Origin of the sequence: Chryseobacterium sp. WLY505 (genome assembly GCF_030846215.1) — a bacterium.
GTDB lineage: Bacteria > Bacteroidota > Bacteroidia > Flavobacteriales > Weeksellaceae > Chryseobacterium.
In genome coordinates this window covers 254,193-278,987 of record NZ_JAVCWI010000004.1, presented here as the reverse complement: position 1 = coordinate 278,987, position 24,795 = coordinate 254,193, and the positions used below count along the sequence as shown (strand labels likewise).

15 protein-coding genes are annotated in these 24,795 nt (G+C 37.5%); 8 read left to right on the top strand and 7 right to left on the bottom strand.

Annotated features, from left to right (window positions below):
• Nucleotides 1-3 precede the first annotated feature (3 nt).
• Genes RAH34_RS11550 through RAH34_RS11540 form a run of 3 tightly spaced genes read right to left on the bottom strand, consistent with a single transcriptional unit; the run spans nt 4 to nt 5,924 of the window.
• Nucleotides 4-1,428, bottom strand: coding sequence for a glycoside hydrolase family 30 beta sandwich domain-containing protein (locus RAH34_RS11550; RefSeq protein WP_306596247.1), 1,425 nt, complete (start codon nt 1,426-1,428; stop codon nt 4-6).
• A 3-nt stretch (nt 1,429-1,431) separates the two neighbouring features.
• Nucleotides 1,432-2,991, bottom strand: a complete 1,560-nt coding sequence (locus RAH34_RS11545; RefSeq protein ID WP_306596246.1) for a RagB/SusD family nutrient uptake outer membrane protein — start codon at nt 2,989-2,991, stop codon at nt 1,432-1,434.
• Nucleotides 2,992-3,002: 11 nt separating this feature from the next.
• Nucleotides 3,003-5,924 carry a TonB-dependent receptor gene (locus RAH34_RS11540; RefSeq protein ID WP_306596245.1) on the bottom strand — a complete coding sequence of 974 codons (2,922 nt, stop codon included), beginning with the start codon at nt 5,922-5,924 and terminating at the stop codon, nt 3,003-3,005.
• A gap of 176 nt (nt 5,925-6,100) precedes the next feature.
• Here RAH34_RS11540 and RAH34_RS11535 point away from each other — a divergent pair, with 176 nt between their 5' ends.
• From RAH34_RS11535 to RAH34_RS11500, 8 genes are all read left to right on the top strand, one after another.
• On the top strand, nt 6,101-7,285 hold the full coding sequence (locus RAH34_RS11535; protein WP_373427984.1) for a sugar MFS transporter: 1,185 nt from the start codon (nt 6,101-6,103) through the stop codon (nt 7,283-7,285).
• Between the two features lie 16 nt (nt 7,286-7,301).
• Entirely contained in the window at nt 7,302-8,090 is a 789-nt protein-coding gene (locus RAH34_RS11530) for an NUDIX domain-containing protein (RefSeq protein ID WP_114821911.1), read from the top strand.
• A 128-nt stretch (nt 8,091-8,218) separates the two neighbouring features.
• Nucleotides 8,219-9,397 (top strand): acyl-CoA dehydrogenase family protein, encoded by a 1,179-nt coding sequence (locus tag RAH34_RS11525; protein WP_114821912.1) that lies wholly within the window; start codon nt 8,219-8,221, stop codon nt 9,395-9,397.
• Nucleotides 9,398-9,556: 159 nt separating this feature from the next.
• On the top strand, nt 9,557-11,515 hold the full coding sequence (locus RAH34_RS11520) for a T9SS type A sorting domain-containing protein (RefSeq protein ID WP_306596244.1): 1,959 nt from the start codon (nt 9,557-9,559) through the stop codon (nt 11,513-11,515).
• Nucleotides 11,516-11,809: 294 nt separating this feature from the next.
• Nucleotides 11,810-14,605, top strand: coding sequence for a TonB-dependent siderophore receptor (locus tag RAH34_RS11515; RefSeq protein ID WP_306596243.1), 2,796 nt, complete (start codon nt 11,810-11,812; stop codon nt 14,603-14,605).
• Between the two features lie 21 nt (nt 14,606-14,626).
• The gene (locus RAH34_RS11510) at nt 14,627-15,847 is read left to right on the top strand and encodes a DUF4876 domain-containing protein (RefSeq protein ID WP_306596242.1); all 1,221 of its coding nucleotides are present in this window, start codon (nt 14,627-14,629) and stop codon (nt 15,845-15,847) included.
• A 1-nt stretch (nt 15,848) separates the two neighbouring features.
• Nucleotides 15,849-17,363: a DUF6850 family outer membrane beta-barrel protein gene (locus RAH34_RS11505; RefSeq protein WP_306596241.1), complete on the top strand. Its 1,515-nt coding sequence runs from the start codon at nt 15,849-15,851 to the stop codon at nt 17,361-17,363.
• Nucleotides 17,364-17,370: 7 nt separating this feature from the next.
• Complete coding sequence (locus RAH34_RS11500; RefSeq protein ID WP_373427985.1) at nt 17,371-18,519, top strand: cytochrome-c peroxidase; 1,149 nt, start codon at nt 17,371-17,373, stop codon at nt 18,517-18,519.
• Nucleotides 18,520-18,607: 88 nt separating this feature from the next.
• Here the strand turns inward: RAH34_RS11500 and RAH34_RS11495 are convergent, their stop codons facing one another.
• The 4 genes from RAH34_RS11495 to RAH34_RS11480 form a co-directional block, all read right to left on the bottom strand.
• Nucleotides 18,608-20,971 carry a patatin-like phospholipase family protein gene (locus RAH34_RS11495; RefSeq protein ID WP_306596240.1) on the bottom strand — a complete coding sequence of 788 codons (2,364 nt, stop codon included), beginning with the start codon at nt 20,969-20,971 and terminating at the stop codon, nt 18,608-18,610.
• Between the two features lie 169 nt (nt 20,972-21,140).
• Entirely contained in the window at nt 21,141-23,828 is a 2,688-nt protein-coding gene (locus RAH34_RS11490) for a PD-(D/E)XK nuclease family protein (protein ID WP_306596239.1), read from the bottom strand.
• Entirely contained in the window at nt 23,825-24,361 is a 537-nt protein-coding gene (locus RAH34_RS11485; protein ID WP_306596238.1) for a DUF922 domain-containing protein, read from the bottom strand. The genes RAH34_RS11490 and RAH34_RS11485 overlap by 4 nt, the downstream gene beginning before the upstream one ends.
• The gene (locus RAH34_RS11480; RefSeq protein WP_306596237.1) at nt 24,361-24,765 is read right to left on the bottom strand and encodes a hypothetical protein; all 405 of its coding nucleotides are present in this window, start codon (nt 24,763-24,765) and stop codon (nt 24,361-24,363) included. Before RAH34_RS11480 ends, RAH34_RS11485 begins: the two co-directional genes overlap by 1 nt.
• Nucleotides 24,766-24,795 lie beyond the last annotated feature (30 nt).

The following is a 24,795-nucleotide window of genomic DNA, read 5'->3' as shown; positions in this document are numbered from 1 at the left end:
CGATTAAAAAATATAGGTTGCTGTAGAACGTCCTGAAATTGTTACTGCAGCGGATTTGCCGGCAAATTTAATATTAAAATTCTCATCTGCCTGATTATCGTTCTGTACAATTAAAACTATTTTCCCAAATTGAGTCTTAAAAGCAGCCGTTGAAAGTTTATCCGTCTGCGTGGAAGCGATGCGCTGAGAACCTGCAGGAATAAATTTTGAAGCGTGTGCAATAATATAGTAGGACACATTTCTGGTGAAATTTTCACTGTCGGAAACCGTTATGGCTCCTTTACATTCTGTACATCCGCCATCTGTATGAGGGGCAAATTTCGGATCGTTGGCAAGATTCCATTCCAGCGCAATTTTACTCCAGTTTCTCATAGATCCGATGATCACATTTTTTGTATGCCAGTTCAGATCTTCGGTAAAAGTTCCTTTGGAACCTGTCCATTGCTCGGTAAAATATAAGTTTTTATCAGGAAAAGCATCATGTACTGTACTTAAAGCAGAAATATCTCCTTCGTACAGATGAAAAGCAGATCCATCTATATATTGATTGGCTTCAGAATCTTTTAAAATATCAATCGCATACTCAGGTTTGTTGCAATTGTGATCATACACGACAATTTTAGTAGTGATTCCGTTGGCTTTAAAAACCGGACCAAGATGGTTCTTAATAAAATCTCCCTGCTGCTCAGACGGCATATACAAACTTGGATTATTTCCAGGATGTAATGGTTCATTCTGAGGAGTTACAGCATCAATGATGATGCCTTCTTTTTTCATTCCCTGGATGTATTTTACAAAATATTGAGCATACGTCCCATAGAATTCAGGTTTTAAACTTCCTCCTTTTGATTTGCCGTTGTCTTTCATCCAAACCGGAGCAGACCATGGGGCAGCAATGATTTTAATAGAAGGATTGATTGACAGAATCTCTTTCAGCATTCCAATCAAAGCTTTGTCTTTTGAAAGACTGAATTTTGAAAGCGAAGGATCAATCTGCCCTTCAGGAAGATCATCATATGAAAACACTTCACCATCAAGATCAGATGCGCCTATGCTTACTCTTAAATAACTGATGGATATTGAATTTTTATCATTTCCAAAAAGTTCGTGAAGCAGCGCTTTTCTTTTGGAAGGTGACAACCGGTTGATTACCTCAACACTTCCTCCTGTTAATGTATAGCCAAAGCCATCAACATATTGAAACTTTTGAGTATCGTCAATTTCAATATTCTGAAAGCTGTTGGCATTGTTTACAAATTTAACGGAAGTCTGCTGTTGTAATTTTACACTTTCATCCCCTTTGGTAAGCCAGTACTGCACTTCGTTTCCTTTATTGGATGTCACTGACGTACATGATAAAGGAAAAAGGGCCACACCACTAAGTAGTGCGGCACCTCTAAAGAAACTATATAAGTTGTGAAACTTCATATTTTAGTAACCAGGATTTTGTTTTAAAACTGTATTCGGCAATTCGTTGAACGGAATGGGAAGAATTTCATTTTTATTAGCTTTAAATCCTTTGAAAGCAAGCTTAGAAGGCGCATCTCCCCATCTGACAAGGTCGAACCATCGGTGTCCTTCTCCTGCAAGCTCTCTTCTTCTTTCATCTTTAATAGCCTGTAAAGAAACCGGAACTGATGCTAAACCGACTCTTGTTCTTACTGCATCTAATAAAGCCTGAGCTCTTGCTCCTGAAGCTCCTAAAGCTTCAGCTTCCATCAGATAAGTATCTGCTAATCTTATTGCAATATAATTCTGTCTGAAATTAAGTTCTGCCGGACCTGGAAGTGAGGTTTTTAAAGCATTTGTAGGTAAATATTTATTAAGGAAATATCCGGTATCTGCAAAAGCAGGCCCATACATGACTTTACCTTCCGCTACCAGTTTTTTAGCATTAAAAACAGTCACATTCAGTCTTGGATCTCCCTGCATAAAATTGACATAATTCTCTGTTACGGTATTAAATGCCCAGCCAGAATAGATATCTGGTGCATCATTATTTGGAATGCTTTTTAATGAATAAGAACGAGGACCCACCATCACATTGATAGAATTTCCTTCATCTCTACCCTGCCCCCAGAATCCCCAATCAGAGCTTCCTTTGTTGGTATGCATTATTTCAAGAATAGATTCTGATAAAAATTTATATTTATTTGGATCCGGATCAGATTCCAAAGCAACTTTAAATAAATCTGCATAATCTGCCACGAGTTTGTATCCATACTGACTGGTTCCTCCAGGTGTACCGTTTACCTGGGCAAATTGTGCAGCGGCTTCTGGCATTTTTTTATCATAAAGATAAATTTTACCTAATATAGCTCTGGCTGTTCCCTGTGTAATTCGTCCTTTATCACTGATGGCAGGTGTCATCATCAGATCTGGAATAGAAGCAACCACATCATTTTCTATTTGTGCATAAACATCACCTGGTTTTGCCTGTGGTATATGCCAATAATCATCTGAAACAGTTATACTTTTAAGAATCAAAGGGATATTGCCAAACATTCTTACGAGCTCAAAATAATATAAAGAGCGAAGAACTCTGGCTTCTGCAATATATCTCTTCTTAAGATCCTCATTCATATTTGCCCCAGGAACTTTTTCTATTACAAGATTAGCCCGTGCAACTCCCTGATAGTAATCTTTCCAGTAGCTGGCTGGCATTGTATTCGGGTTGATCATATAATTATTCATTCCCTGAATACCTGCTCCATCACTAGAGCTTCCTCCACCGGAATAAAAGTCATCAGATCCTGCATTAAAGAAAGTAACGGTATTTTCAAATCCTGCAGAATATTTCCTTAAAACATCATATACGGAAATCAGTGCACTAAAAGACTGCTGTTCATTTTTAAAATATGAATCAGTACTAAATGCCCCGGAATTCTCTACTTCATCCAGATAGGAATCACTACAACCGATATTGGTAAAACTCAGACCTGTCAGAAACGCAACGGCAAGTCCTTTATATATAAAATTCTTATTTTTCATTTTGTTGGTCATTAAAATTGAATATTAGCTCCTATAAGGAATGTTCTTGCTTGTGGATAGTAAGCTCTGTCTACACCGATAATATCCTGCTCAGAATTATTTCTTCCCGCAATTTCAGGGTCATATCCTGTATATTTTGTAAAAGTAACCAGGTTCTCTCCTGTGATGTACAGTCTTACCTTGCTCATTCCAAAACGTTTTGTAACATCCTGAGGAATAGTATATCCTAGCTGAACAATTTTGAGACGCACATAATCTCCTTTCTGAAGGTAGTAGTTAGACATCCATGAATAGTTGTGGTTAGAATCAGTGCGGGTAAGTCTTGGATTATCATTGGTAGATCCCTCACCTGTCCATCTGTCTAAGATTCTTGTCTGGTAGTTGGCATCAGGCAAATCCAATCTTCTCAGCCCCTGGAAAATCTTGTTACCAGCCTGTCCTTGCGCAAACATCATCAGATCAAAATTCTTATAGCTCATATTCACGGTAAGTCCAAAAGTATATTTTGGTATAGAGCTTCCTAAGTTTACTTTATCATTGTCATCAATTTTACCATCTCCATTATTATCCTGCCAGATAAAGTCTCCTGGTTTTGCATCCGGTAATAATTTTACACCATTGGCATTTACATAATTATCAATTTGTGCCTGATTCTGGAAAACTCCGCTATATGTTTGTCCGTAAAATGATCCGTAAGGCTGCCCTACTGCTACTCTGGATACTGCTCCCATAGTCTGGAAAGAAGCCAGGTTGAAGTATTCAATATCATCTTCTAGTCTAAGAACTTTGTTCTTTATTGTAGCAAAGTTACCATTCACCGAGATGCTGAAATCCTGCCAATTCTTTTTGTACCCCAATTCAAGCTCTATCCCGGTATTCTCCATATCCCCTACGTTTGACCAAGGTAAATTAGGAACTCCCACATAACCTGGGATATTGATTTGTCTAAGAATATCGGTTGTTTTCTTTTTGTACCAGTCTGCGGTAAGGGTAAAATTATTGAATAATTTCAAATCCGCAGCAATATTCAGCTGGCTGGTTTGCTCCCATTTCAGGTTTGGATTTTCAAGCGTACTTGGTGCATAACCAATGATGATATTATTACTGGAGTTGGTATAATTACTTCCGGAAACCATGAAACTTGCATATCTGAAGTTATCCATTTCATCATTTCCTAATACTCCATAACCTCCTCTTAATTTTAAGTTATTTACTACTTTATTCTCCGGCCAGAAGTTTTCCTTATGTACATTCCATCCCAAGGACATCGATGGGAAAGTTCCCCAATGCTGGTTGGTAGCAAATTTTGAAGAACCATCTCTACGAATCGTTCCTGTGAATAAATATTTGTCTGCATAATCATAAATAATTCTACCGAAATAAGAAGCTTTACGGGTTTCAATTCCATCCCATCCTTTCGCAACAATATTATCCGGAGAAGTATCGAAGTTGAAGGAAGCATCCTGCCAGTTATCAATAGGCAGGTTACTATAAGTCAAACTGGTTCCCCCTGCAATATTGTATCGGTAAACTCCCTGACCCACCATAATGTTGATATTATGATCACCAAATTTATTCTGGTATGTCAGCGTATTTTCCATACTCCACTCGAATTTATTTTCCTCCACCTTATTCAAACTGTTGAAGTTGGTATTATTGAAGTTAGGACTTAAATAATATTTCGGTGTAAAGGAGCGGCTTCCCCAATAGGATTTCTTACCATTTAAACTTGTTTTGAAGGTGAAGTGATCAAGAAACTTAAGCTCTGCAAAAACATTCCCCACAAAATCATCAGACCAGTTATAATTGCCTTGTTGTATGTGACGGAAAGCCTGCGGATTGGTCATCTCGTTATTTACATATGGAGAAATTCCGTAAGGACGTCCCTCAGAATCACGAATGATATAAGGATTACTATAACCACTTGGTTCTACCATAGACCAATCTGTTACAACAACCGGAGTGATAGGGTCCAGGTTAACGGCTGAAGCCAGAGGCCCACCAAATTCTTCGTTTGCACTTACTCCCTGAGATTTCACATGGGTATAGGCAAAGGTTTGCCCTATGGTCAGGTAATCCGTAACTTTATGGGTTGAGTTGAATCTCGCGTTGATTCTCTTGTAGTAAGAAATATCACTCAATACAATACCAGACTGATCAAAATATCCGAATGATGTATAGTAGGTGGATTTTTCATTACCACCCGTAATGCTTACTTCATGAGATGATTTTTCACCTGTTCCGAAAATAGCATCCTGCCAGTTGGTTCCTTTTCCAAATGATTCAGGATTAGAAAATCTGGGTGCTTGTCCATCATTAACGAAACCTTCATTGATAATTTTAGCATATTGTGTGGCATCTAGGAGATCCAGTTTTTTAGAAGCATTGGAAAAACCGTAAAACCCATTATAGGAAAGGGTCAGTTTTCCTTTTTTTCCTTTTTTGGTTGTAACCAGGATTACCCCTTTTGCAGCAGAGACTCCGTAGATCGCGGATGAAGCACCATCTTTTAAGACTTCAATACTTTCTATATCCGACTGGTTAAGCCATCCGATATTATCCACCACAATACCGTCTACTACCCATAACGGACTGTTACTTCCCGCTCCAAAACTGGTAATTCCTCTTACACGTACAGTAGCAGCAGCACCGGGCTGTCCTGAATTGGTAACAACAGAAACACCAGCTGCCCTTCCTTGTAAAACCTGTTCCGGCTTACCAGATGGAATATTCTCTATGTCGCTCGCTTTAATACTCGCAATAGCTCCTGTCACGTTACTCTTTTTCTGAGTACCGTAACCGATGACTACTACTTCGTCTATTTTGTTTTCTTTCGCAAGTGTGTCCTTCGCCTTGGTGGTCTGGGCACTGAAGTTGGCCGTAAAATAGAGGACGGCAACCACTCCTACGCTTCTTGATATTCTTACATTCATATACAGTTATTGTTTAATTCTCAAATTGAGACAATAAAAATATATTTTTTTTTAATTAATTAACATTCTATTCATAAATATTTTAATTTTTCTTTTATTTTTCAGGGTTAGAAGCCCTATCTTCGCATCAATATTTCATAAAACATCATAAAAAATTAATAAAGTTATCTCCCAAAATGATCGTCAAGCCCTCCAAAATTTCTCTCCCGTTAAAACTTACCTTTCTCATTTTTTCAATGGTTTTAAACTGCATGGGCCTTGTGATTCTGCAGTTGTCAGAAGAGAAAATCACCTATGGAGAACTGGGGCTTTTAGAATCTTTTAAAGATCTGCCCATTGCCTTTATTTCACTTTTTGCCGTGAGCTTTATCAACAAAACCGGTCCTAAAAAAGCATTGATTCTGGCCCTGGCTATTGTCGGATTCTGTTCCTGTCTTCTTCCTTTTGTAAAGGTCTTCTGGTTTTATAAACTATGGTTTGCTATTATAGGAGCCTGTTTCGCTATTGGTAAAATCTGTGTTTTTGGGATTATAAGAAATAATATTTCAGATGAAAAATCCCTCGCAAAGACAATGAATAATGTAGAAGCCTCTTTTATGATCGGAATTTTCGTTGTGAATACAGGTTTTGGATGGGTAATTTCCAGCCAGTATTCGGAATTCTGGAAGTTTGGTTTCTTGCTGATTGCTTTATTATCAGTATTTACCATTTTTCTGCTTTCAAAGATAGAAATAGTAGAGTCAAAGCCTATGGAAAGCAAAAGTATTCTCTCAGAACTATCAGGATTTACCTCACCTGCAGTAGCTTTGTTTTTAGGAGTGGTCTTTTTTATCGTCTTTGTAGAACAAGGATTCAATTCATGGCTTCCTTCTTTTTATAAAAACCACCTGAAAGTCAATTCTTTTTTTGCGCTTCAGGCCACTTCTTTTCTATCCATTTTTTCTTATGCCGGACGAACGGTTACTGCCAATATTATCAAAAGGTTTTCATTACCCAGGTATTATATTACTTGTATGGCATTTATTATTACTTTACTGATCATTATACTGGGGATACAGTATTTTGATTCCGAAGATTCGAGATTCTTACTTTTTTTATTTCCGGTTATTGGCTTGTTCCTTTCGCCCCTCTACCCAGTGATCAACTCAAGAATGATTGCGCAGGTAGATAAAGATAAGATCAATCTTTTCACCTCTCTTATTGTTATTTTTTCTTCTCTGGGCAGCTCTGTAAGCTCTATTATAATGGCTGTTCTGTTTGAAAAGCAATTGTTGAATTATTATCCATTATACATCTTATCTTCTGTAATTCTGCTTTTTGTGATTAGTTTTATATATTTTACTGTCACAAATAGAAAATAGTTTTATTTTTACTCCCATGAAAATTAAAGACACAAAAAGTAAAGAAACGCTACAGGAACTCATTGACACGAAAGATTTCGTAGCGCATATTTCCGTTGACTGCACCATATTCGGCTTTCATAATAACATTCTGAAAGTTTTGCTTTTAAAATATCATGACCTGGATCTGTGGTCACTTCCTGGTGGTTTTGTTTTCAATGACGAAGACCTTCGGGAAGCTGCTGAAAGGGTTTTGTTTGAAAGAACCCATCTTAAAGGATTATTTCTTAAACAGTTTCACACTTTTGGAAGAATAGATCGTACAGAAAACAATGTACATCAGATTCTCCTTAAAAATAAAGGAATAACCGTTCCTGAAGATCACTGGATTTTCCAGCGATTCGTTACAGTAGGATACTGCAGCCTTATCGATTTTTCACTGACTGACACTTTCCCTGATGCTTTCAATGAAAGCTGTGAATGGTTTGAGGTCAACAATCTGCCTAAAATGGCATTCGACCATGACAGAATTATAGAGACAGGCCTTGAATACCTGAGAATGAATATCAATACAGAGGTTGCAGCCAGTAACCTGCTTCCGGAAAAATTTACCATGAAAGATCTTCAGGCTCTTTATGAAACTATTTTAGGACAGAAATTCAGAAGAAATAATTTTCAGCGAAAGATTTTAAGTTTAAATATTCTGGACAGAATGGAAAAACTGTATGACGGCTCGGCCAATAAAGCCCCTTATCTGTATAAATTTAAAACTAAAGTTCATAATTCTACCAATCAGTATCCTATCTCTAATGATGAGGAGTCATAAAAATATAAATTTAACTAAAATCATAAACAAAGTAGCAGTAGCCCTCTGAAAATCAATAGCAAAACAAGTTTTTAAAAAAATTTTCAAGACATCACGAAAAATGTTACTTTTAACCAAATCAAAAAATCATGTCATATTATCCTCTTACAAGCATCCCTGATTATTATGGAATTGATGCTTTACTTACTGAAGAACATAAACTCATCCGCCAATCTGTAAGAGACTGGGTGGAAAGTTTTGTAATGCCGCAGATAGATCAGGCCGCTCAAAATCATACAGATATTCCTAATCTTATGAGAGAATTGGGGAAAATCGGAGCGTTAGGACCTTATATCCCGGTTGAGTATGGCGGTTCAGGATTAGACCAGATTTCTTATGGTCTGATTATGCAGGAGTTGGAAAGAGGAGATTCTGCAGTACGTTCTGCAGCTTCGGTACAAAGTTCATTGGTGATGTTCCCTATCAACGAATTCGGTTCTGAGGAGCAAAAAAAGAAATATCTTCCGAAACTTGCTGCCGGAGAAATGATCGGATCTTTTGGATTGACTGAACCTAATCATGGTTCCGATCCGGGTTCTATGGAAACTTATTTTAAAGATATGGGAGATCATTATCTTTTAAATGGGGCTAAAATGTGGATCACCAACTCTCCTTTATGCGACATCGCTGTAGTATGGGCAAAAAATGAGGAAGGAAAAGTACAGGGATTAATCGTTGAAAGAGGAATGGAGGGTTTCACCACTCCTGAAACTCACAATAAATGGAGCTTGAGAGCTTCCAAAACCGGAGAACTGGTATTTAATGATGTAAAAGTTCCGAAAGAAAACCTTCTTCCTGGAGTTACAGGATTAAAAGGACCTTTATCTTGTCTGAACTCTGCTAGATATGGAATTTCATGGGGAGTCATTGGTGCTGCCATTGACTGTTACTGTACTGCAGTTCAGTATTCCAAAGAAAGAAAACAGTTTGGAAAACCAATTGGTTCGTACCAGCTTCAGCAGAAAAAACTGGCCGAATTCCTGACAGAGATTACAAAAGCTCAGTTATTATGTCTTCAGCTAGGAAATCTTAAAAATGCCCACAAAGCAACGCCTGCTCAGATCTCTATGGCTAAGCGTAACAACGTACATATGGCCATTGAAATCGCCAGAGAATCCAGACAGATCCTTGGAGGTATGGGAATCATGGGTGAATTCCCAATGATGAGACACGCTGCAAATCTTGAGTCTGTAATTACTTATGAAGGAACGCATGATGTTCACTTGCTAATCACCGGATTGGATATTACAGGAATCAACGCTTTCTAAAAAAGATAAAAATATAAATAGAGAGTCTGGCCAATGGTCAGACTCTTTTATTTTACTCACTTTGCAGAGAATTTATATTCAATGAATAATTATTGATATCATAAAGTTTTTGTTATTTTATTAAAATTATTACTTTAATACCACACAAAAACAAACAATATGAGAAAAATTACAACTTTTTTATTAACTCTTACCGCTTCACTTTACTTCGCACAGCAGGCTGGTGATGTTGTAAGTGCCGAACAGAAACTGGATTTAACTCCTCAGGGAGTCATTAATTTTATCGCCGGTAATCTGGGTGATCAGAATACTCCGGAATTTGCCAACTACCTGAACAGCTTCAATCTTGGGCTGAAAGGTTACAAAATCACTTATTACACCAAAAATGAAAACAATGTTCTTGTAAAAGCTACAGGACTATTGATGTACCCTAACGTACCCTTCAAACTCTCAACAGTAGTATCCGATCACGGAACAACAGACAGCAGGCATAATGTTCCTTCTAATTTCAAAGGAGCTTTAACCGCTGGATTTGTTGTTGAGCTTTCCTATGTACTCAACGGATATATTTTGATGGCACCCGATTACGTTGGGATGGGAACTGGGGACGGAACTCACCCTTATGTAGATTACGCCACAGAAGCAGGTGCCACCATAGATTTTATAACCGCCGCGAATAAAGTATTGGCACAGCTGAATATTAAACGTTATGACGAATATTTCTTAGCCGGATATTCTCAGGGCGCTCATGCTGCGATGTCTACCTTAAAAAGATTAAGCATTTCAAATCCCAATAATATAAAATTTAAATATGCCTACATGGGTGACGGGCCGTATGATTTCTCAGGAGTAACTTTAAATAAAGGAGTTCTGGAAAAAGATATCTACCCTTTCACCTCATTCCTGGCCAATGTCCTTCATACCTGCAACAATACGGGATATAAAACCTATAATAATGACATCTCAGAAGTTATTTCTGCAGAATATCTCGATAAATACAACTATCATGTCGTTCAGGATAACGGCGGACTTTTGTGGGGCCCTGTTATATGGAGAAAGCTGTTTACCACCAACTTCGTCAATGATGTCACCAACAATCCAAACAATAAGCTCAGGCTGTGTATGAAACCTAAGGATGTCTATGACTGGTATAATAAAACACCTATGACATTAGGCCATTCAACCATAGATTTAGCGATCCCGCCTGAAAATACTTCTAAAACCATTGATGTTCAGCGTGGCTATTATCCATGGTGGGATCTGAATAAGTATAAACTGGATTCTTTTTATTGGGGACCACTGGGCCATGTGGGAGGAATTCTTCCCTTTACATTAGCTTCCAATGCTAAATTCAATACGTTGAGAAGCGGTGGGCTTCTAAATGAATGGGCAATTGCAGGATCAATTTTCGGTAAACAATCAGCTGAGAAAATATCTGAAAAACCTTCCCTTCTTTCTTCACAGATCAAACCGGATTTAGGCAACATGCAACTTGTTGAAATTACAGATTTCAATAAAGAAAAAGCCCAGAGCAGAACGGCCGGTAACCAAAATTTATCAACTTTAAAAGACGGAGTTTATTTATTGAAAGTATCAGAAAACAATGAAAATAAAATTATTCCATACATCAAAAGCACACCTCAGGAAGTTACCGAAAACGAAATTGTACAATCTGTGAGTGCATCGGTTTTGCAATTAAAAGTAGATCAGGAAGAACTTACTGCAGTGAATATTTTTGATGAAAACAAAACCCTGATCAGAAGTATTTCCCAAAAACAATATCGTGAAACCGGAGGAATCAACGTTCAGGAGCTGGAAAACAAAAACTATACGTTTGAAGTGGTTACTCCTTACTACAATCTTCAGTTCAGTAAAGCGGTGGGAGGAACAATATCATCAGAAAACAGCACTGATATCTATGTTCAAAGACAGCAAATTGTAGCTAAATCCGGCAATGAAATTAAAAGCATTAGTATTTACAGCATTTCCGGTGCTCTGATTGTTCAGCAGGAAGTAAACAAACCAGTATTTGAATCCAGAAATCTGGAATCGGGAATATATCTGGTGCAGATAACTCTTTCTAATGGAAAAACCATTAATAAAAAAGTAAAACTATAAATCAATCACTCCTCTATATCTTTATTTCAAGTTAATTTTTGGCACTTCAGCAATGAAGTGCTTTTTTAAGGATGAATAACTCCACTAAAAATAATTGGAGATAAATTTCATCTAAAAACATTTAAAATTACGTAATCCATTATTGTTTATCAGTTTACAGCATCCATTTTAAACTTTCATCAAAAATTATATCAAAATAACATAAATGATTCTTGTCATTTATTTTGAATTATTCTAAATAAAATTAGTAAACTTACATTGAGGACGCTACTTTTGCCGAAAGAATAATGCCAGATGGTACATCATGACTCCCGCTTTCCTTTGAGGCTTCGATTTTTCAGTTTTCTTATTTTTATCATTACGATGACAGCCGTAAAGGCACAAAACCTCCAATTCACCATCACTTTTGAAATAAAGAGTCTTGATTCAAACTTAATCAATGGCTCTGAAATCAGGATCTACAATGAAGAAAATTCCTATTCAGTTTCTACGAATGAAAAAGGAATAGCAGTAATTCCATTGATTCCCGGAAAATATAAAACAGAAGTCTGGAAAAATGAAATCCTTGAATATTCCGGTAAAATATCTATATCGAAGACAGAAACATTTATTTTATCCGTTCAGGAGAAACTCAACACGATCGAAGAAGTGGTGATTACCGCCAAAGAAGGAAAAGGCCTTACCTCTTCCTCCATTATTAATCAGCGGGCTATGCAGCATTTGCAGCCGTCAAGCTTTTCCGATCTTCTGGAACTTTTCCCAGGGGGAAGATCCAATGATCCGGTTCTTAATCAGGCCAACAAAATCAGTCTCCGTGAAACCGGAAGGCCTGGTACTGATTACAACACTTCTTCCATGGGAACTACCTTTCTGGTGGATGGTGCTCCTTTAAACTCTAATGCTAATCTTCAGTATTCCTATGATTTTTTAGATAAAACCAATAACGGACTGAAGCGAAGGCTTACTGTAAACAGTGGTGTCGATATGCGAACCATTTCTACAGATCAGATTGAAAGTGTGGAAGTGCTCCGTGGAATTCCTTCCGTAGTCTATGGAAATCTGACTTCAGGAATTGTAAAAATCACCAACAAATCCGGATATACAAGATGGAAAGCAAGATTCAAAGCAGATGGTTACAGCAAACTCTTTGCAGTGAGCAAAGGTTTTGAAAATAAAGAAAAAGATCTGAAAATCAATACAGGACTGGATTATCTGAATGCAAAGACCGATCCAAGAGACCGCTTGGAAAGCTATAAAAGAATCACCGCCCATCTTGGTATCATTAAAGAAAAAAAATATGATCATGGAACGGCAAAATGGCAAAGCAATCTCAGCTACACAGGCTCATTGGACGGTTCAAAATCTGATCCGGATATCGATTTATCTGAACTCAACTCTTATGAAGTGAATACTCATTTTCTGAGCCTTTCCAATGTATTCAATTATACTAAAAACGAACCGTCATTCTACCGCTCCACTGAAATTCAGGCAACGGTTAACCAAAGATTTGACAAAATAAAACAAACCAAGTTTATCCAGCTTGAAAATGCAACGGCCTTTCCTTTGTCTACAACTGCGGGAGAATATGACGGTTACTATCCTGAACCACGCTATATTTCAAATTATACAGTAGACGGAAAGCCTCTTGATCTTTTTGTCAAAATGATTAATAATTTTCAGCTTAGCTCTCAATCGATGACGCATGAGTTCAATGCCGGATTCGACTGGCAAATGAGTAAAAACTGGGGGAAAGGACAATTATTTGACATCTACAGACCTATTGATCCTAAGGCTACCTTCAGACCGCGTGCGTATCGTGATATTCCTGCTTACATGACTTCTGCATTGTTTCTGGAGTCTATCAACTCATTGAATGCGGGTAAACACAAGCTTACACTTGCCCTAGGATTAAGAGGAAACACCATGATGAATTTACCTTCTTCTTTCAAGATGAACGGAAAGTGGTATGCAGATCCCAGAGCCAATTTTCAATGGGAACTTCCCTCTTTTGAGTTGATGCACAAAAAGACAGCCATAGCTTTAACCTTAGGATATGGTAAGCAAAGTCTGTTTCCCGACCTCAATCTCTTATATCCAGAGCTTATTTATAAAGATATCCAACAGTTAAATTATTTTCACAACAATCCAAACTACAGAAGAATCAATTATAAAACATTGATTTATAATCCGCAAAATCCAAACTTAGAACCGGCTATGAATGAAAAATTTGAAGCAAGAGTAGATTTCAGCCTCGGCGCACATCAGCTGTCTGTGACGGTTTTCAAAGAAAATATGCGTAATGCATTCCGTTCTATGAATGAATATGCTCTGTATCAGTATAAAAAATATGATACTTCAGGGCTGAATCATGATGCCATCACTTCCCCGCCGGACGTGAATACACTTCCCTATCATACAGTGAATGAAAACTTTCTCTATACGACTCAGCGAAATGGCAGCAAAGTAGATAAAGAAGGGATTGAATTTCAATATTCTTCCAACAGAATTCCCGTGATCAACACAAGGTTTACATTAAACGGAGCCTGGTTCCGGACAAAATATGGAAACAGTCTGCCCGTATACAGAGGACGAGATTTACTGATCAACGGAAGACCTTACCCTTATCTTGGATTATATGAAGGGATGGAACCCAATTCGGTGAATGAAGTTTTGAATACCAATCTGATGCTGGATACTTATATTCCCCGTCTGGATCTTGTTTTTTCTTCATCATTCCAGTTTTCCTGGTATTCTACGAGACAAATTCTTCCTATGAGCGGAATTCCAAGTCATTATGTTGATCAGAATGGCACTGTTCTCCCCTATAATCCGGATTCAGTAAAAGGAACTCTTCTGGAAAGCCTGATCATTGCTCAGAATGAGGATGTATACAATGCCACCAGAAGACCTATGGAAATGAATCTCAATCTGAAAGTAACCAAAAGCTTCAGAAATAAATCAGTGATCGTTTCCATGTTTGCGAACCGATTATTCAGTTATTATACGCCTTACAATATCAACGGATTTACCATCAACAGAAAAGGAGCTTATGATCCTTATTTCGGAATGGAAATCAATTTCAACTTATAAACAATTTTAATTCAATAAATTATGTTAAAACATGTATTAAGAACACTGTTCGTATTGTGTGCAGCTTTCGCCATTACAGCCTGTTCTTCAGATTCCAATGAAATTTCGGAAGCAAAAACCTCATTAAAGCTGGAACTTAAAGTAGTTCCTGACCATATTCAGGTTAAAGAATATAAAAATATTACGATCAGCTTCAAAGAGTTAAACTCCGGATTTACGATTACTCAGGAACTTAAAAATAACAACATTTTGCAGGTTGTTCTTCCTTCAGGAACGTATAACATTACTGCCGAAGGAAGCATTGTATACGGTGACAGCTCCGGATCGGTAGAATCTAAAGTTGCCGGTGTACAAAACGGAATCGTTATCAATGGTAATGAAACCAGCAAAACGCTGGATCTCTCTTTGAAATCAGGTAACAGCAGTGATCTGATCTTAGAAGAAGTCTTCTTTACCGGAACAAAAACACCACAGGGAGCCATGTATTTCGGTGATCAGTATTTTAAAATCACCAATAATACAGATAAGACCTTGTATGCAGACGGTATGCTACTAATCCAATCCAGTTTTATGACCAATGAAAAACAGGATTACAGCCCGAATATCATAGGAACTACTCTATCTGCAGGTGCTATCATCAGAATTCCGGGAAATGGAACAATGTATCCCGTAAAAGCCGGAGAATCTATTATTATTGCAGAAGATGCTATTAATCATAAAGATTTTAATCCTTCTTCTATTAATCTATCCAATGCCAATTTCCAGATTTTCAAGGAAGACTCAGATGATATCGACAATCCTTCTGTTCCGAAAATGGTGAATGTTTTTGATAAAATGGTGATTCATACCCAAGGATATTACGCGTATGCATTGGCACGTATGCCTCAGGGAATGACTAATGAAGCTTTGGTTGCTCAAAACTCTTATACTTACACGTATAACCTTACCATTAACGGTGATGTATATCCTATGGACGGAACCGCGGTTAAAATCCCCAATGAATGGATTACAGATGCCATTAATTTAAGTGTACAGGATTCATTCCAATGGCTGGTAACGTCACCTTCTTTGGATATGGGATGGACTTCCGTAACTACTTTTGACGGAGATAAAAACCGTTTCGGAAAAGCTGTCCGCAGAAAAGTGACAGGAAAAACAATAGATGGTAAAAATATCCTTAAAGATACCAACAACTCCACTACAGACTTTGAACATGGTGTAAAGCCATCTTTATTCAATTAAAATGAAATATTTTCTTTCCATATCGATCCTGCTCTTCTCCTTTTCAGGGATAAAAATGCATGCCCAGATCAATGACACTATCACAGAGAAAGTACGCGAAGAATACAGCTTTCAAAGGCTTATCAAAAGCAGTCTTACCCTCAATCCAGCCAGTTATGCAGGAGCAAGGAAGCACAGCATCACAACCTTTACTATATTGACAGAAAAAAGCAACACTCCCAATCAGCTGCAGCAAAAAGGAAAAGGAAAAAACTTATGGGGCGCAGAAGTGTACAGCTTACAGAAGCTTGATGATAAAACATCAGTCTGGGGAAATGCTTCTTACACACAAGGGAAAAATAAGCAGGTGATATGGAATGAAAATTCAGATTATGACCTGATCTACCCTTATGTAGCTGCAGACAGCGTGGGTGGTGATATGAAATTTGAAAACTATAGTTTTTCAGGAGGGTATTCTAAAAAAATCAATACCTATACTCTAGGGATTACAGGAAGTTACCAGGCAACATTGAATTACAGAGATGCAGATCCACGACCGAAAAATACTGCCGCTCATTTTTCTCTGGCAATGGGAGCTGATAAGCTTATGTTCCAGAAATTCAGAGTCGGAGCTCATGTACATGCTGAAAAATATACTCAAAAACATTATCTGAGCTTTGTCAGCAATCAGGGATATCCTATGATTTATAATATGAGCGGACTGGGAAATTACAATGAACTGCTTTCCGGAAAGCTTCGTCAGGCCTATTACGAAGGCTGGTCTTACGGAGGAGGTTTACAGATCTTTGAAGCAGACAACAGAAACTGGTATCTGAATATTGGTCTTAAAAAGTTTAATCTTGATAAATTATTGACAGAGTACGCAGATCTGAATGCCTCAAAAATTGATGAACAGCAGTTTACCTTTTCGGCTGGAAAATTCTTTGATTCGGGGAAAACAGTCTGGGGAATTTCTGCAGAAGGAAACAGTACGGAAAGAAGAGGAACAGAAAACCTCTTTCTGAACGAGAACTCAAGAAATTATATACAGATTGGAAGTGTGGAAAAATACAACCATAAGATCAATACTATTATTTTCAAAGGACTTATACAGATGGGCAACGAAAAGGCAAAATCGTCTCTGCTTCCCTTCTTTGGATGGATTCAGGAGAAAGAAAAGTACAGTAGCCCACTATCAAGAATAGAATTAAGTAAGCTTATGTATGGAGCGGATTATCAATGGCTGAAAACATTCGAAAATCTACAGACACTGTCTGTTATAGCCGGACTTTCAGCAACCAATGTCTATCAAAAAGAGGCGCTTTTCAATAATTCCGGAAAACCGTCCATCAATACGATGCTTCAGGAAAACTATGCCTTCCAGTCTTCGGATTTCTGGCAGGCAAAACTTGATATTCATTTTCATTTTAACTTCCCTGTCGTGAAAAATGCTTTCGTAGGAGGCAAGATGATTTACAGTAATTTTAACAATGGCAGCAATACTTTGTTTGCTATCAGTATAGGAAGTATTTTTTAAACATATGATGATAAAATTTTCAGATATTAAATTAGCCGTTGTTCTTGGAGGAATTTCCTTGTTTTTTATGCAATACACCCTCCAAAAGTACAAGGTAGATTATGGAGAGGCTGTAGAACAATATAAAAAGCCCATAAAATACTGGCCCAAACCTGCAGTAGATGCAGAAGTCAACTGGAAAGAATTTGAAGCCATAGAATGGGATTCCAATTATTATGACACACAGGAACTTCCTGAAGTAATGCTTGGGAAAAAACTGTTTTTTGATCCTAAACTGTCACAATCCAGCCAGGTATCCTGCAGCAGCTGTCATAACCCGGAACTGGGTTGGGCAGACGGTCAGGAAGTGGCGCTGGGAACCGATCATTTGCAGGGAAAAAGAAATACACCCTCTCTTTTCAATATTGCAGACCGCCAGTCCTATTTCTGGGACGGAAGAGCCAAAACATTGGAAGAACAGCTTGTAGGACCTATTTCGGCTCATAACGAAATGAATATGAAACCGGAAAAGCTGGCCGGAAAACTTTCAAAATTTAAAGAATATAAAAAGCTTTTCAAAGAAGTCTATCAAACTGATAAGATTACCTTTGATAAAATCGCCAAAGCACTGTCTACTTTTCAAAGGACCATCAGAAGCCAGCCCAGCAAACTGGATAAGTTTATCAAAGGGGATTATAAAGCCATGAGTGATCAAGAAATCTACGGAATGCATCTGTTCCGTACCAAGGCAAGGTGCATGAACTGTCACTACGGAAAAAATCTTACAGACGAATCTTTCCACAACATAGGACTCACCTATTACAAACGGGAATATGAAGATCTTGGCCTCTATCATATCACTAAGAATTCTGATGATACAGGTAAATTTAAAACTCCTTCCCTGAGAGATCTTGATTACACTGCCCCATGGATGCATAACGGACTGATGGATGATATGCACGGCATTGTCAGTTTATACAACAGCGGCATGCAGATGATTAACCCTACTCCGGAAGAAAAGAAAGCCGATCCTAACTTTCCGGTTACGGATCATCTGATAAAACCTTTACATCTGAATGAGCAGGAAATAGATGCTATTGTAGCATTTTTAAAAAGCATGTCCGGAAGTTATTACAAAATGCCAAGACCGGAAATCCCAAGAAAACAGATTAAATAATTGATTCTATAAACAGTAAATCCTTTTATCTGAATAGTACTTTAGATAAAAGGATTTTTACTATCTTCTAAATTGATAAAAGTTTTGTTTAAAATTTGAAGCCGATACTGAAATAGATCCTTGAAAAATCAAGCTGGCTGTTTCTGGAAATATTCAGACCAATAGGACCAATGAGAGATTCATAGCCAAGGTTTAAACCGTACCCAAACATATCAAAACTGTCATTAAAAGGAGAAAGCTCTTCACTTACCTTTCCATAACTGAACGAAGGAGTAAGGTATAGTCTTTTCATAATTCTGTACTGAAATGCCACCGAAGCCTTAGCCACCGAAGTCATCGGAAGCTCTTTCTGACGAAGCCCGTTGAATTCTGGGCTTAGTAGATCATAATTATATTCGCTTCCTCCCAGATTATATTTTTGATTCAAAAACAGATAGGGAACCTGATCTTCTTTCTTTGATCCAAAGCTTGTCCCCAGAAACACATTAGCTTTTACCGTCAGTCTTCTTGTGATGGGATGGAAAAAGTTCTCATTTAAGGTGAATGAAACAAGGTTTTTAGGTTCGGAATAGTAAGATTCTTTCGGGTTAAGGATCTGATACAGGAGAGGCTGTACAACGTTCAGATCATAAAGTTCATACTGATCTCCATAATAAAATCTTGTACTTACCTGCAGATGATTCCCCCTTGTTGTAAAATATCTTTTATTAAGATTGTTCTGCTCAAACTTAAGGAAAGTATTAAAATTACTATGGTTATACAGTTTTTTACTGTAATTATCTACTTTCGACTGGTCTACTTTATCCAGTAAGCTGTACATTCTTTCCGTACTGAATTCCGTTCCCAATGACAGATAGGCGTTTGGATTAATATTGTAATTCAGAGCAATCTTTCCGGTTATATTGCGGTACATGTGGTTAGGAAAACGGTCTCCTCCATCTTCACTGATATCATACAACCTGAAGTTCAGGTCATTACTCTTCAGATGAACCATCTTAGCTTCCAGATCCAGCCATAAACGTTCTCCGCTATCCAGGAACTGCTGGTAAGCAAGTTTCGCTTTGAAACGTTCGGAAATATCTACTGTTGCGAGAAACCTGGATCTGTTCAGGAGAATATTTCTGTATGTATAATTGACAATAATTCCTACAGACTGTTCTGTATCATAGTGCAACGCGAGTTTAAATGCCCCTTTTTTCGCTCTTTTCACAAATACATTCATCACAAGACCATCATTCACATTCGTGTAGGTATAATACACTTTAACGTACTGACGCATCCCAAAAACGCGGTCTATAGCTTCATTAACGGTTTTTGCATCGTAATACTTCCCTTCCGTAAGCCCCATCTGTTTTTTCAGTACTTCGATTTCAGCCGTATCAGTAATAGGCGTTCCGTCTTCTTCGTTAAAAGCGAATTTTGTGGTAGGCAGTTTTACCTCTTCAATCATCGTATGCTCATATGTAATTCCGGCTTTTCGCTGCGCTTCTGCCAGAGCTACAAACTCAGGAAGATGTTTTCTCGCTTCAATCTCTCCTATTTTGATAATCTTTCTGTATCTGGCAAAATCCTTCGTGGTAATCTCTCCCAAAGGATCTACAAAGTCTACAAGAATATTGGAGAATTCTTTTTGATGCTTAAAGTCTTCCACGGAACGGATGGCATGAGTCTGATAAATCATCTTCATCGGGTTTTCAATCTCCTTTTTCGTAAAAAGCCTGAATCCGGTATAGCCTCCAATAACAAAATCAGCACCCATCTCACGAACTTCATTAGCTGGATAATTACGGTCCAAACCGCCATCTACCAAAAGCTTTCCATCGATATAAACAGGAGCAAACGCTGCAGGAATGGCCAGTGTAGAACGAATAGCCAACGGTAATGATCCTTCTTTCTGCATTACCAGACCTCCGTTTTCAATATCGGAAGAAGTAAGCCGCACAGGAATTCTCAGTTTGCTGAAATCATTAATATGTTTGGCATTGAAAGTAAGGGTATTAAGAACTTCTCCCATGTACTGCCCTTCAATATAAGAACTTGGAAGAGTGGGAAATCCTTTGACAACAGGAAACTCAAGGATATACTTATCGTATTCGTCTTTTTCACTGATATTGACTTTATTATAAGGAATTTTATTACTTAAAATCCTGTTCCAGTCCATTTTATAGATCGTATGTTTCAGCTGGTCTGCATTATATCCCATTGCATATAAGCCTCCCAGAATTCCTCCCATACTGGTTCCAGTGATATAATCTACTTTAATTCCCAATGAATCAATCATTTTCAGAATTCCGATATGGGCAAACCCTTTTGCACCGCCACCACTGAGGGCAAGACCAAATTTGGTATCCTTCGTTACATTCTGAAGGGCCATATTCAGAGAATCATTCTTTTGCTGAGATTGGACAATAAGAGAAAAAGCAATAGCTAAAAATATCAGGATCTTTTTCATTGGTGCTGCTTAATGTATCTGATTTAAACTTTAAAAGTTTTTAATAAGTAGTAAAGATACACAAAAAGTTACCTGATTTTAACACTGCATGGTATGAAGTAAACAATTCTAACCCAGCTTATTTATTAAGAATAAACAGAGAGAAAAAATCTACTAAGACTAAAAATTTTTAATATGTTTTTATCGTTTCCACGAAATTGATATCCGGATTCAGGATTTCAAGAATAAGACTTTTAACTGATTTCATCGCATCATCAATATTTCCTTTATCAAACTGTAAGGAAACCATTCCCTTCTTAGCATCTGCAAAGCTCCATATTCCTGTTTCAATCGGGAATCCCCAAAACTCAGGAAGATGCTGAACAACGTAATGATAGATACAAAGCTGAAGTGCCTGTTTTCTGTCGCTGTTATGAAAATATTCATCTACATTATCCTGATCAATCTTTACATTGAGGTTTTTAATTTTCGCTGTTTTGTAATCAATAATTCTTAGAGTACCATTCAGCTTGTCAATCCGGTCAATGAATCCGAAGAAAGAAATTTTATCATTTCCATCAAGAGGAAAATCTATATTTTCGAACCTTCTTTCAATATCAATAATCTCCAGTTTATTGCCCTGCCTTATGAGTTCAAGATCATGATTCAATACATTTTCAATCACCTTTTTAGCAATAGCCTTATGGATATAATTCATCCCTTTTTCATAGAATTCCGGCTGGTGTTTCAGTTTTTCAATAGCAATATTGATATATTCATCTACTGCTTTAACTGAATTCTTTAAATCACTTTCTTTTAAAACCTTACCCTTCAATACCTCATACACTTCTTGAAGTGAATAATGAACCAGATTTCCATAATTTTTTATCGACAGTTCTTCTTCAATTTCATCCGTTTCCGAAGTGTTTAAAATCTTGGAAAGGTAAAAATCAATCGGATTGTAAAGATAACTCGTCAGGTGGGAAGCAGATACTTTTTCCTTCCATTTTTGAAGACGCTCCTGCACAATTTGTGTCTTGGAAATTTCTATCGGTTTGGTGGCGATAGGTTCAGAAGAATTTTCAATAATGAGATGTTCGATCTCATGAGAACTTTCCATTTCGATCTGGGTAATGAAACGGCTCTTCTCTCCGGTATTGACTCCGGAACTTAAGGCATTGTATAGTAAATGTACATTCTTCGCATCCTGAATCAGTCTGTAAAAGTGATAGGCATAAATGCTGTCATTTTCAAGAAAAGTATGAAGATCAAAGAACCTTCGGATATCAAAAGGAATATAGGTATTCTGAGAGTTTCCAAGCGGAAGTTTTCCTTCGTTAACTGAAAGCAGAATAACGTTTTCAAAGTTCAGAAGACGCGTTTCCAGTAATCCCATGATCTGAAGCCCTCTCAGAGGCTCTCCCTGAAAGTCAATACTCTCAGAATTGATATGCTGATTGATCAGAATTTCCAGCGTTTCCATTTTGATCTCAATATTGTAGGGAGTCAGCTGGTTTTTGATAATTCTGAATGCGTTTTCAAAGTGAGAGACATTCTCATACTGAATATCGTCTATGTCAAGCCATTTTACCTGCTGGCAGAATTCAATAAGCATATCCAGATAACCGTTGGTACCTGTTGCTTTCTGAAGAAGGCCATAATAAGACAGCCCGCTCAGCAGTTCATGTAAAAGTTTCCTGGAAATATAAACGATATTCCGCTCTTCTACTTTAGCTTTAAACTCATTGATAATCTGTTCATCTTCTACAGATTTCGGCAGTTCTTCCAAAATAGGGAAAACATCTCTGTAATAATAAGACAGTTTGTTTTTTTCCAATTGTTTCTGCAGGTAGAAAAGACGTTTAACCGCATTGGAGAAAGATAAGTTTTTCAACGGGAATCCCATTGTAATATTCAAATTATCAACGCCATGCATCACATCAAGACTGGCGGGAAGAAGATTTTCATCCAGCAGCACTACCGCCGTATTGGAGTAAGTTTTATTATTGATCTCTTTAAAGATCTCAGGCAGTACTTTAGTCTGGGTCACATTCCCTGACACTTCGTATACCTTAATTTTTTTAGGTTGATTAAAATCGTCTTCTATCCATTGGAAAGCTCTGTTATCATCAAATTCTTTCCAGGTTTTATGATTTCTCAGAAATTTTCCGGCCTCCTGTCTTTCATCATTGAAATAATAGCGGTCTGCCTGAAAGAAACACTGCGCTTTATTCCACTGCAAAAGGCTTCTTACAAGCTTTTCTTCTACGGGAGTAAAGGCATTGAAACCACAAAAAACAAATTCTTCTTTGGTGTTTTTAGCAAAATCAACAATCCTGGCTTTAGCCGCCTCGTGAATCATTCCGGAAGTTGCCCAGTTTCTCTCCTGCAGTCTCTCCTTGAGCACAGGAAGAAAAACGTTCATATTCTGCCAGAAATTAAGAAACTTCTTTCTCGGGACATCATCATCCTCTCCAAGGTCCTGAGCCCATTCTTTGATCCTTTCCTCATCAAACATATACTGCAGAACTGCCTGATCACTATCCGAAAATTTGAGAATATCATCCCAATCTTTCTGTAAGGTGGGAAACCACTTCAGAAAATCGGAAAAATCATCTCTGGGGATAAGATTCAGGCTTCGGTACACATCAAAAGAGAAAAGCCACAGCGGAATTCCCTGAATAGTCTGATGGTCCGCTATTTTATTGATAAGCTCCTCGATGGTAAAAAAGTTGGGAAGAAACCCTGAATAGTTATTTTCCTCCAGAATCTGCCTGATAAACACAATGGGACGTTTTCCGGGCAGAATGATATTAAACGCAGAAAGGTCAGTGTTTTGTGCCAGCAGTTCGTGAATGATCTTATTGAGGAATTTCAAAGGGTTCTATAGCTTTTTAAATTGTCAAGTTGTTCAGAAATTGACTGATTATATTCGGTTTGTTTTTCTTTATCGATTCCATGGCGGGTTTCCCTGTCATAGGCCATCTGGAAGTTTTTATAATCAACGGATATCCCGTCATAAATAGATTGGAAATATTTATTATAATCTCCGGAATTTTTAATTCTCTCCGCAACTGCTTTTCTGAATTTTCGCACAAATAATTCTGCAATATCAAAATGCTTTTGCTCATGAAGAAGAATATAGTCATCCATTTTTTTAACATCTTTCCATGATTTATCTTCATGAAAAAGTGTTTTAATGGTAATTGTAACCGGCGCCTTCGGATTCGAAGATTTTTCAGCATAAAACTCCCAGCCACAATGGGTGTAAGCCGCTACATCAGGATTCTTTTTCTTGTTAACCGGGCTTTTAAAGTTCTCCCATGTTAATTTTTTGCCTTCTTCCCAGATAATTTTCTGTCCGGATACAGCCTGCGCTGCCAATAAACATAATACAAAAGTCAATCTCATTATTCCACTACAATTGTTTTGGTAATCCAGTTATTTCCTCCATTCCAGAATTTAAAAGTATAAGTTCCTTTTCTCTGAGGGCTGAAGTTGATTTTATTTGCACCCACGTAATTCCCTTGCGTACAAGGTCCGTTGGTGATATATTTGTAAGAAGTAACTGTTCTTTCCAGATTGGTATTGTAAACATAATCATATCCGTAAAAACCCTCACAATGAGACGGATAAGTGGAATACGTTTTGATGCTCTGTACAGCAAAAACATCCATGGTATCATTGACAATTTTGACACTGTCTATCTTGATTTTACCAATAGATTCAATGGTATGATAGTCATCATCATTACACGAAACCAGAAGCATGCTTAACACGAATACTGAAAATCCAATATTTAAAAGTTTTTTCATAACCTTTACTTTTCTGATTATTAACAAATA